Annotated in this window: 9 protein-coding genes; 3 read left to right on the forward strand and 6 right to left on the reverse strand. The window is 67.3% G+C overall.

What is annotated here, in order from left to right; all coding sequences use genetic code 11:
* Positions 1–6 precede the first annotated feature (6 nt).
* Both RMCB_RS03165 and RMCB_RS03170 read left to right on the forward strand, forming a co-directional pair.
* Positions 7–1089, forward strand: coding sequence for a hypothetical protein (locus tag RMCB_RS03165; protein WP_062827587.1), 1083 nt, complete (start codon positions 7–9; stop codon positions 1087–1089).
* Positions 1086–1622, forward strand: coding sequence for a hypothetical protein (locus RMCB_RS03170; RefSeq protein WP_201028222.1), 537 nt, complete (start codon positions 1086–1088; stop codon positions 1620–1622). Before RMCB_RS03165 ends, RMCB_RS03170 begins: the two co-directional genes overlap by 4 nt.
* Here the strand turns inward: RMCB_RS03170 and RMCB_RS03175 are convergent.
* The 6 genes from RMCB_RS03175 to RMCB_RS03200 are packed head-to-tail and all read right to left on the reverse strand — an operon-like array spanning position 1611 to position 9377.
* Positions 1611–3440 (reverse strand): ABC transporter ATP-binding protein, encoded by a 1830-nt coding sequence (locus RMCB_RS03175; protein ID WP_062827589.1) that lies wholly within the window; start codon positions 3438–3440, stop codon positions 1611–1613. The genes RMCB_RS03170 and RMCB_RS03175 overlap by 12 nt on opposite strands.
* Positions 3437–5281: an ABC transporter ATP-binding protein gene (locus RMCB_RS03180; protein ID WP_062827590.1), complete on the reverse strand. Its 1845-nt coding sequence runs from the start codon at positions 5279–5281 to the stop codon at positions 3437–3439. The genes RMCB_RS03175 and RMCB_RS03180 overlap by 4 nt, the downstream gene beginning before the upstream one ends.
* 38 nt (positions 5282–5319) lie before the next feature.
* On the reverse strand, positions 5320–7203 hold the full coding sequence (locus tag RMCB_RS03185) for an ABC transporter ATP-binding protein (protein ID WP_062827591.1): 1884 nt from the start codon (positions 7201–7203) through the stop codon (positions 5320–5322).
* Positions 7204–7259: 56 nt separating this feature from the next.
* Positions 7260–7820: a chromate transporter gene (locus tag RMCB_RS03190; RefSeq protein ID WP_062827592.1), complete on the reverse strand. Its 561-nt coding sequence runs from the start codon at positions 7818–7820 to the stop codon at positions 7260–7262.
* Positions 7817–8395: a chromate transporter gene (locus RMCB_RS03195; protein WP_062827593.1), complete on the reverse strand. Its 579-nt coding sequence runs from the start codon at positions 8393–8395 to the stop codon at positions 7817–7819. The genes RMCB_RS03190 and RMCB_RS03195 overlap by 4 nt, the downstream gene beginning before the upstream one ends.
* The gene (locus RMCB_RS03200) at positions 8388–9377 is read right to left on the reverse strand and encodes a phospholipase D-like domain-containing protein (RefSeq protein ID WP_062827594.1); all 990 of its coding nucleotides are present in this window, start codon (positions 9375–9377) and stop codon (positions 8388–8390) included. The genes RMCB_RS03195 and RMCB_RS03200 overlap by 8 nt, the downstream gene beginning before the upstream one ends.
* A 73-nt stretch (positions 9378–9450) precedes the next feature.
* Between RMCB_RS03200 and prrA the strand changes: the two genes are divergently transcribed.
* A complete protein-coding gene (prrA, locus tag RMCB_RS03205) occupies positions 9451–10167 on the forward strand; it encodes a two-component system response regulator PrrA (RefSeq protein WP_170064294.1) in 717 nt (238 codons plus the stop codon).
* The last annotated feature ends 49 nt before the right edge of the window (positions 10168–10216 follow it).

Genomic DNA, 10216 nt, shown 5'->3' on the forward strand with positions numbered 1-10216 from the left:
GACGCCATGACCAAAACAGATTCAGCGGGACGGCTCGCGGCGTTCGTGATGCTGGCCGGAACCCTGATCTCCCTGAGCGGGCTCACCTGGGACATCGGGTGGCACAACGATGTCGGACCGGACAGTTTCTTCACGCTGCCGCACCTGTTCGTCTACTCCGGCGGCGCGATCGCCGGGCTGACCAGCCTGACCATGGTGCTGCGCGCCACCTCGGCGCAGCGGGGCGGCCAGGCTCCTGATCCGACGGTCGGCGGCCGCGCCGTCAAAGTGCTCGGTGTGTTCTCCGCGCCGATCGGCTATCTCGTGGGCGGCATCGCGGCGGCATCGTTCCTGCTGTACGGGCTGTGGGACGAATGGTGGCACGGCCTCTACGGTTTCGACGTCACGATCGCCTCGCCACCGCACCAGGGCTGGCTGACCTCGATCTGCGTGACGATGATCGGCACCGCCATCGTGTTCGCCGCGGCTCGCCAACACCGCTGGGGGCGTTGGGGTTTCATGACGGCCGTGGCGGCATTCGGATCGTATGCGTCGATCACCAGTACCGCCCTGGCCGATGTCAACATGGGCAGCAGCATCGACTGGTTCGTCGTCACCTGGGTGGCCATCCCCGTCGTCTGCGTGCTGCTCGGCTCACAGGTGCTGCCCCGCGGCGGGGCACTGGGTACCGGCGTGCTCACGCTGGCGGTCAACCTGGCGACATGGTCGTTCGCGCAGTGGGCGGTCGGCTGGTATGCGAATGTTCAGCACCTGGCGCTGCGCGACTATGTCGAGCTGGGCTTCCCGATCGAACGGGTGCTGATCCCCGCGGCCGTTCTGGTGTTCAGCGTCCTCGTGGAACTCCTGCTGCGCTGGAAGGGTTCCAGCGCATGGTTGTTGGCGGGCTCCGGCGCAGTGGGTGCGCTGGCGATCACCTGGTGGCTCGAATCGGGCATGCGGCATCAACCGGGCGACAACGTCGTATTCACCTGTGTCGCTTCGGCTGTCATCGCCGCGATCCTGGGTGCCGCGACCGTGCGGCTCGGGCGGGCGCTGCGCGTGGCCGACAGCGCGCCCGCCGCGCGTGACGATGCCGTGGTCGCGGCATGACGATGCGCAGAATCGCCGCGCTGCTCGGGGCGGTGGCAGCCCTGTGGTTCGCTGCCGCGCCGACCGCGGCCGCCGATCCCCTTGATTACGTGGTGCATTCGGAGCAGGTTGCGGTCGGGCCGTATCCGGTGACGGTCGGCTTCACCGTCTGGCCGCTGCGCGCCATGCAGTCACTGGATTTCACGTTCGAACCCGTTGGCGGCATCGCCGGCAAATCGGGCACGCTCACCGAGATCGCGCCCGATGGGCGGGAAGAGACCGACCGGCTGGCCCGGCATCCGCGCAACCGCGACGTCTGGGGCCTCGACGTGCGGTCGCTGGACGCGTCGGGCACCTGGACGCTGCGGTTCACGATCGACGGCCCGCAAGGCCAGGGCACCGGCGAGCTGACCGTCGACGTGCTCAAACAGCCGGGTCCGCCGCTTCCGCTGAGCTGGGCGATCGGGCTGATCCCCCTGACGCTCGCCGTGGTGTTCTTCGGCGTGGTGTGGCTGCGCACCGGCCGCTCCCGGGTGCCGCAGTCAGGCCAGTGAATCCACCCAGGCGCGGTGCAGCTTGGCGTAATGGCCGTCACGGCCGATGAGTTCGGCGGGCGGACCATCCTCGATGATGCGGCCGTGTTCGAGCACCAGCACCCGGTCGGCGATCTGCACCGTGGACAGCCGGTGGGCGATCACCAGCGCGGTGCGGTCGGCGAGCACCGTCTCCAAGGCGCGCTGCACCATTCGCTCGCTCGGGACGTCCAGTGACGAAGTGGCCTCGTCGAGGATCAGCACGGCCGGGTCGGCCAGGAACGCGCGGGCGAACGCCACGAGTTGGCGTTGTCCCGCCGAGAGCCGGCCGCCGCGCTTGGCGACGTCGGTGTCGTACCCGTCGGGCAACGTGTCGATGAACCGGTCGGCGCCCACCGCCGCGGCGGCCGCCCGGACTTCGTCGTCGGTGGCGTCGGGGCGGCCGAACCGGATGTTGTCGGCCACCGTGCCCTCGAACATGAAGTTCTCCTGGGTGACCATCACGATGTGCCTGCGCAGCTCGGATTGCGACAGGTCACGCAGGTCCACGCCATCGAGCGTCACCGCACCCGAGGTCGGATCGTAGAACCGGGCGATGAGCTTGGCGATGGTGGTCTTGCCCGCCCCGGTGGTGCCGACCAACGCCACCGTCTGGCCGGCAGGCACCCGCAGCTCAAGCCCGGGCAGCACCATACGCCCCGGCGCGTAGCCGAATGTCACGTCGCGAAACTCGATGTCGCCCTTGACGTTCGACAGCGTGGCGGGCTGTCGTCGGTCGGCGATGCCGGGGCGTTCGGCCAGCACGCCTGCCAGCTTCTCCAACGCCGAGGACGCCGACTGGAAGGTGTTGAAGAACTGCGAGATCTCCTGCATCGGCTCGAAGAACATCCGCAGGTACAGCAGGAACGCCGCGAGTGTGCCGACCGTCATCTGCCCGTGCAGCACGCGGTACCCGCCGTAGAGCAGCACCACACCCGTGGTGATGTTGCCGACGAGCTTGACACCCGGCATGAAGACGGCCAGCAGCTTGAACGTCTTCTCGTTGATCGCCCGGTACTCGTCGGCGATGTCGGAGAAGATCTCCTGGTTACGCGGCTCGCGCCGGTAGGCCTGCACGGCCTTGATGCCCGTCATGGTCTCGACGAACTGCACGATCACCAAGGCGGCGCTCTCCCGCACCAGCCGGTAGGTCTTGGCCGACTCGTTGCGGAACCACCACACCAGTGCCACCAGGATCGGGAACGCCGCCAAGCACATCAGGCCAAGCCGCCAGTCCAGCGCCACCAGCAGCACCGCCGTGCCGAACAGCGTCAGCACCGCGGTGATCAGGCTGTCGAAACCCGTCTCCAGCATGTCCTGGATGGCCTCGACGTCGTTGGTCGAGCGGCTGACCACTCGGCCCGACGTGTAGCGGTCGTGGAAGGCGACATCGAGACGCTGGAAATGTCGGAACACGCGGCGGCGCAATTCCAGCAGCACCTTCTGCCCGATGCGGCCGGAGCGGCGCAGGAAGAACATCCGGCTGACGGCCTGCACCACCACGACCACGCACAGCGCACCGACGATGACCATCAGCTCGTGGGCCGGGCCGCCGGCGACGATGGGCGGTATGCCGTGGTCGATGCCGCGTTGCACGAGCAGCGGAACAGCCAGGCGCGCAACATTTTCCACCACGACGACCAGCGCCAGCACGGCAACGGTCCACCGGTACGGCCGCAGCAGCGAGCCGAGCAGCGCCCGCGCCTCGCGGCGTCGCGGCACGCTCTCGTCGATGGGCAGATCGTCGTCGGCGTCGTCCTTGACGCGCCCACGCCAGCTTTCGGTTTCGACCGCGGTCATCGGTTGCCACCTCCGATCGTTGCGGGCTCGTCGTCAGCGGCCAGCAGGTACCGGTACTGCGGCACCTCGGCGAGCAGTTCGGCATGGGTCCCGACGTGGGTGATGGTCCCGGCTCCAGTCTTCCCCGTCGCTTCGCTCGCCCCAGGTGCCAACAGCGCGACCTTGTCGGCCAGCAGCACGGTGGACGCCCGGTGGGCGACCACGATGCCGGTGACGTCGCGCAGGATGCGGCCCAGCGCCTCGGTCACGGCGGCCTCGGTGTGCACGTCGAGTGCCGACAGGGTGTCGTCGAGGACCAGGATCTTCGGGCCTGCCAGGATCGCGCGGGCCAGCGAAAGCCGTTGCCGCTGACCACCGGACAGGCTCATGCCCTGCTCGCCGATGCGGGTGTCCAGCCCGAACGGCAGGTCGTAGACGAACTGTGCGGCCGCGACGTCGATGGCCTGCGCGAGCTCCTCGTCCGTCGCGCGAGGGCGCCCCAGCCGCAGGTTCTCGGCCACCGACATGGAGAACAGTGTCGGATCCTCGAACGCGGTGGCCACCGTCGCGCGCAGCGCGGGCAGGCTCAGGTCGCGGATGTCCTTGCCGTCGATGAGGATCTGCCCCTCGGTGACGTCGTAGAGCCGGGAGAACAACGCGGCCAGCACCGATTTGCCCGAACCCGTCGACCCCACCAGCGCCACCGTCTCACCCGGTTCGACCGTCAGGTCGATGTGGCGCAGCACCCACGCGTCGCTGTCTGGGAATCGGAAACCGACGTCGCGCAGTTGCAGCCGGCCGCCATGCGGTGCCACGTCATGCGGGCCGTCGGTGATGTCCCGAGGCGCGTCGAAGATCTCGGCGATGCGGTTAGCCGCGGTGAACGATTCCTGGGTCATGGACAGCAGGAAACCCAGCGACGCGATGGGCCACACCAGCGACAGCATCATCGTGATGAACGCGACCAGCGTGCCCATGGTGACGTAGCCGTGGCCTGCGGCATACGCGCCGAGGCCGAGCACGACGATGAGCGTCAGGTTCGGGATGACCTCGAGCAGAGTCCAGAAGTTCGCCGACACCGTGACGCGGTCGACCTGTGTGTCGTGCAGCCGGGTGGCCTGCTCGTCGAACCGGTCGTACGTGTAGTCCTCCCGGCCGAACGACTTCACCACGCGCATGCCCAACGCCGACTCCTCGACATGCGTTGCGACATGGCCGGTCTGGTCCTGGGCCAGCCGCGACAGCCGGGTGTACTCGCGTTCGAAATGCAGCACGGTGGCCGCGATCGGCACGATCGACACCACCACGACCACCCCGAGGGGCCAGTACATGGCCAACAGAATCGAGGTCACCACGACGATCTGCAGCGCGTTGAGGATCAGGAACACCAGCCCGAACGACAGGAACCGGCGGATCGTGGACAGATCGTTCATCACGCGCGACAACAGCTGCCCGGATTGCCAGCGCCCGTGGAAACTCATCGGGAGCACCTGCAGCCGCGCGTAGAGATCCTTGCGGATGTCGGCTTCGACACCCATGGTGGCCCGCGCCACCAGCCAGCGGCGGATGAACCACAACACGGCCTCGGAGATGCCGACACCCATCGCGGCCGCGCCCAGCAGCCACAGGCCGTGCTGATCCTGGTGGCGCACCGGACCGTCGATCACGGCCTTGGTCATCAGCGGAATCGCGACCGTGGCACCCAGGCTGGCCACCGCGACCACGAGCATCCAGACCCAGCGCGTGCGATACGGAAGGAGATACGGCAGCAGCCGCCACAGATCCGAGCTACCACGAACTCGCGCCCGTCGCGGAGCGATCGCGGGCGCGGATCGAAGAGCTTCTGTCGCGGATTCAGTCACCAGACCCCAATTTTCCCATCTGTTGCAATCGATTTACGTCATGCGGCCGTTACAGCGTCATCGGCGAACTGCGTGTAGTACAGCTCGGCGTAGCGACCGTCGCGGGCCAGCAGCTGGTCGTGAGTGCCGCGTTCGACGATGCGCCCGTCCTCGACGACGAGGATGAGATCAGCTGCCCGCACCGTCGACAACCGGTGAGCGATGACCAGCGATGTGCGGCCCTCGAGCGCCTCGGCGAGCGCGTGCTGGACGGCGGCCTCCGAGGCAGTGTCCAGCGATGCCGTCGCCTCATCCAGCACCACCACCCGTGATCGCCCCAACAGCAGGCGTGCGATGGTCAACCGCTGCCGCTGTCCTCCGGACAGACGGTATCCCCGCTCACCGACAACTGTGTCCAGCCCGTCGGGCATCGCCGCGACGACGTCGTCGAGTCGGGCCCGGCCCAGGGCGTCCCACAGCTGGTCATCGGTCGCTCCAGGGGCGGCCAATTGCAGGTTGGACCGGATCGACTCGTGGAACAGATGCCCGTCCTGGGTCACCATGCCCACGGTGTCCTTGAGCGACGCGAAGGTCACGTCGCGCACGTCGACGCCGTTGAGCGTGATCGAACCGCTGTCGACGTCGTAGAGCCGGGCCAGCAGCGACGCGATGGTCGACTTGCCCGCCCCTGACGAACCGACCAGCGCCACCATCTGCCCGGGCGCCGCGGTGAACGAAATGCCATGCAGCACTTCGTCACCACCGCGGTCGTCCAACGTCGCGACCTCTTCGAGCGATGCCAGCGACACCTTGTCGGCCGAGGGATAGGAGAACCGGACGTCGCGAAACTCGATGGCCACGGGCCCGTCGGGCACGGTACCGGCATGCGGCTTCTCGGCGATCAGCGGAACGAGGTCGAGCACCTCGAAGACCCGCTCGAAAGATACCAGCGCACTGGCGATTTCGACGCGCGCATTGGCCAGCGCGGTCAGCGGCGCGTACAGCCGCGTCAGCAGCAGCACCAGCGACACGACCGCGCCGGCCTGCAGGTGCCCGCCGATGGCCAGCACCCCGCCCAGCCCGTAGACCAGGGCAAGGGCCAGGGCCGACATCAGGGTCAACGAGTTCATGAACGTCGACTGCAACATGGCCGTGCGCACCCCGATGTCGCGCACCCGGTCGGCGCGGGCCGCGAACTCGTCCGACTCGCGGTCCGGGTCGCCGAACAGCTTGACCAGCGTCGCCCCGGGGGCCGAGAAGCGTTCTGTCATCTGGGTGTTCATCGTCGCGTTGTGTGCGGCCGCCTCGCGGGACAGCCCCGCCATGCGGCTGCCGATGCGCCGGGCCGGCACCACGAACAACGGCAGCAGCGCCAACGAGCACAGGGTGATCTGCCACGAGATGCTCAGCATCACCGCCAGGGTGAGGGTCAGCGTGACCACATTGGCCACGATGCCCGAGAGCGTGTCGGAGAACGCCCGCTGGGCGCCGATCACATCGTTGCCGAGCCGGCTCACCAGGGCGCCCGTGTGGGTCCGGGTGAAGAACGCGACGGGCATGCGCTGCACGTGGTCGAACACCGCCGTGCGCAGATCCAAGATCAGGCCCTCGCCGATGTTCGACGACAGCCACCGCGTCACCAGCGACACGGCCGCCTCGGCCAACGCCACTGCCGCGATCACCGCAGCCAACAGGACCACCGTCGACGCGGGACCGCCCCGTGTGATCATGTCGACCACGCGCCCGGCCAGCACCGGCGTCGTCACCGTCAGCAACGCACTGACCACGCTGACCGCGACGAACCACGCCAGCCTGCGGTGGTGACGTGCGGCGAACCGCCAGATACGCGCCAACAGCCGTTTGTCCGCCAGCGTGCGCAGGTCGCCACCGCGGGCATGCGCCTGCCGGTACAGCGTCTGCCGCGCCACTGATTCCATACTCATGAGCCTCACCGTAAAACCTCAACAATTGATGAGGTCAACGACTTCCCGGGTGTGGCTCAAATGAAACCGAAGTAGCCGATCACCCCCGCCGCGGCGACCACGATAAGGGGGTTGACCTTGGTGAACATGAAAACCGCCGTGCACACCGCCGTGACGCTGTAGGCCCGCCAGTCATGGTCGGCAGCCCTGCTCATCACCAGCGAGGTGGCCAAGATCAACCCGACCGTCAACGGCGCGAAACCCCTCTCGACCGCATGGCGCAGCTTGGACTTCTCGGCCTTCTGCCAGAACAACGTGACGACGTAGACGAACGTCGCGGCCGGTACCACCATCGCGATCATCGAGACCACGCCGCCGATGATCGCCGCCGGAATACCCCCGGCCTGCAAACCCGCCCCGTAGCCCACCATCGACACGATCAGGATGCTCGGGCCGGGTGCGGTCTGGGAGATCGAGAACAGGTCGGCGAACTGACTGTTGGTGAGCCAATGCCTGCCGTTGACGGCATGCATGTGCATTTCCGGCAACACCACGTTGCCGCCGCCGATGGACAGCAGCGACAGCATGCCGAACAGCCCGATCAGCTGCACATAGGTCGCCAACGAGTGGCTGTTCATGCCGCCGGTTTCTCGCGCACGCCACGGGGCCACGCCCAGATCAGGCTGATCGGCGCCAGGATCGCCAGCGTCCCCAGCAACGGGAACCGCAACACCCCGTTGAGCACGAACGCCCCGGCGAACAGCAGCACCGGCACCACGCCCGTCAGGCATTTCTGCCCGGTCTTGATCACCATCGTCAGGGTCAGGGCCACCGCGGCCGCCGACGCGCCGTGCAGCACCCCTTTGACCGCAGGCACCTCCTTGAACCGGAAGTACGCGAACGACAGCACCAGCACGATCACCAGCGGCATGGCGCACAGGCCGACGACGGCGGCAGCGGCCCCCGCCATGCCCCGCATCTTGGTGCCGGCGAACACGGCCATGTTGACCTGGTTGGCGCCGGGCAGGATGCGGCACATCGTCATCGCCGAGAGGAACTCGGCCTCGCCGAGCCAGCCCTTCTCGACCACCAGCACCTCACGCGACCAGGCCGAGAGCCCGCCGCCGAACGAGGCCAAGGCGATGTGGTTGAACGTCCACGCCAGCTCGAACAGCGAGACCTGCTGCACCGGAGGGTCGAGCTGCTCACTCATGGACCAGATCTGGGTCGTGCGGAAAGTCGTCCTCGTGATGCTGCGTGGGGTCCAGCGGATCCGGCGGCTCGTAATGGTGCGAGGTTTCCCAGTCGGCGTCGAACACCTGGCTCAGTTGCCCGACGACCGCCGGATCCTCGACCGTGATGCCGAGCTCGCGACGCAGGTCGAAGGCGCTGCGGTCGATGTTCATCGAACCCACCAGGGCCTGGTGGTCGTCGACGATGACGAGTTTGGCGTGCACCCGCAGGTTCTTCTGCTTACGCACCTTCACCCCGAACCGGCGCAACGTCCGCAGTGAGGCGAACGTGTCCAGGATGTCCCAGTCGCTGATGCCGTGCCTGCCGCCACACAGCACGTGGACGTTGACACCACGGCCCACCGCCGCGGCGATGTGGTCGAGGATCACGGCGTCCACGTACTTGGGATGCTGGATGCGCAGCCGATGCTCGGCGGTGTCGATGAACTTCGCCATGTGATAGCGCGAATTCGAGTTGCTCCACAACAACCCGCGATAGATCGTTGGTTCCCATTCCGTGTGCGACCAGTCCGCGTCGAACACCTCGATGATCTGTGCCACCTGCACGCTGTCGGTGGTGATGACGCCGTAGTCGCGGGTGAGGCTGAAGTACTTCTCGCACAGGTTGAAAGTGGCCACCAGAGCGGCCTGCTCGTCGACCACGATCGACTTCTCGTGCGTCACATAGAACGTCGGATTGGACCACTGGACGTTCACCCCGGCAGCGGAGAGTTGTTCGTAGGTCTCGTCATTCGCGCGGTCCCCGCCAGACCGCTGGGGGTTCAACATGACCCGCACCGCGACCCCGCCCCGGTGCCGGTCGATCACCGCGGCCACCAACGACGGCTCGGTGAACGTGAACTGTTTTATGAGCAGCGAGCTCTGCGCGGACGAGATGAAGTCCAGGACCGGTTGCACACCGTCATCGGGTTGGACGATGAGCCGCGGCGACACAGGCAGCATAAGGGCCGGATGCTAGCACTCAATGGTGTCGGCCAGACGTGCCTGCGCGAATCGGAGTACGTCATCGGGCAAGATGGCGGGCATGGACAGTTCTGCCGGTGGGGGTTCCCCCCGAGTGCTCGTGGTGGATGACGACCCCGACGTTCTCGCCTCGTTGGAGCGTGGGTTGCGGCTGTCTGGGTTCGACGTGTCGACGGCAGTCGACGGCGCCGAAGCACTGCGCAGCGCCACCGAAACCCGGCCCGACGCCATCGTGCTCGACATCAACATGCCGGTGCTCGACGGGGTGAGCGTCGTGACGGCCCTGCGCGCAATGGACAACGACGTTCCGGTGTGCGTGCTTTCGGCGCGCAGCAGCGTCGACGACCGCGTCGCCGGGCTGGAGGCGGGCGCGGACGACTATCTCGTGAAACCGTTCGTGTTGGCCGAGTTGGTCGCCCGGGTCAAGGCCCTCCTGCGCCGGCGCGGCTCGTCGGCCACGTTCTCGTCGGAGACCATCCAGGTCGGTCCGCTCGAAGTCGACATCCCGGGCAGGCGCGCGCGGGTCAACGGCGTCGACGTGGACCTGACCAAACGGGAATTCGATCTGCTGGCGGTGCTCGCCGAACACAAGACCGCGGTGCTGTCACGTGCGCAGCTGCTGGAATTGGTGTGGGGCTACGACTTCGCCGCTGACACCAACGTCGTCGACGTGTTCATCGGCTATCTGCGCCGCAAGTTGGAGGCCGGCGGTGCGCCGAGGCTGCTGCACACCGTGCGCGGGGTGGGCTTTGTGTTGAGGACCCAGTAGCGACATGACGAGCGCTTGCGCGAGGAATCAACGACACATGACGAGCGCT

It is taken from the genome of Mycolicibacterium brisbanense (assembly GCF_001570425.1).
GTDB lineage: Bacteria > Actinomycetota > Actinomycetes > Mycobacteriales > Mycobacteriaceae > Mycobacterium > Mycobacterium brisbanense.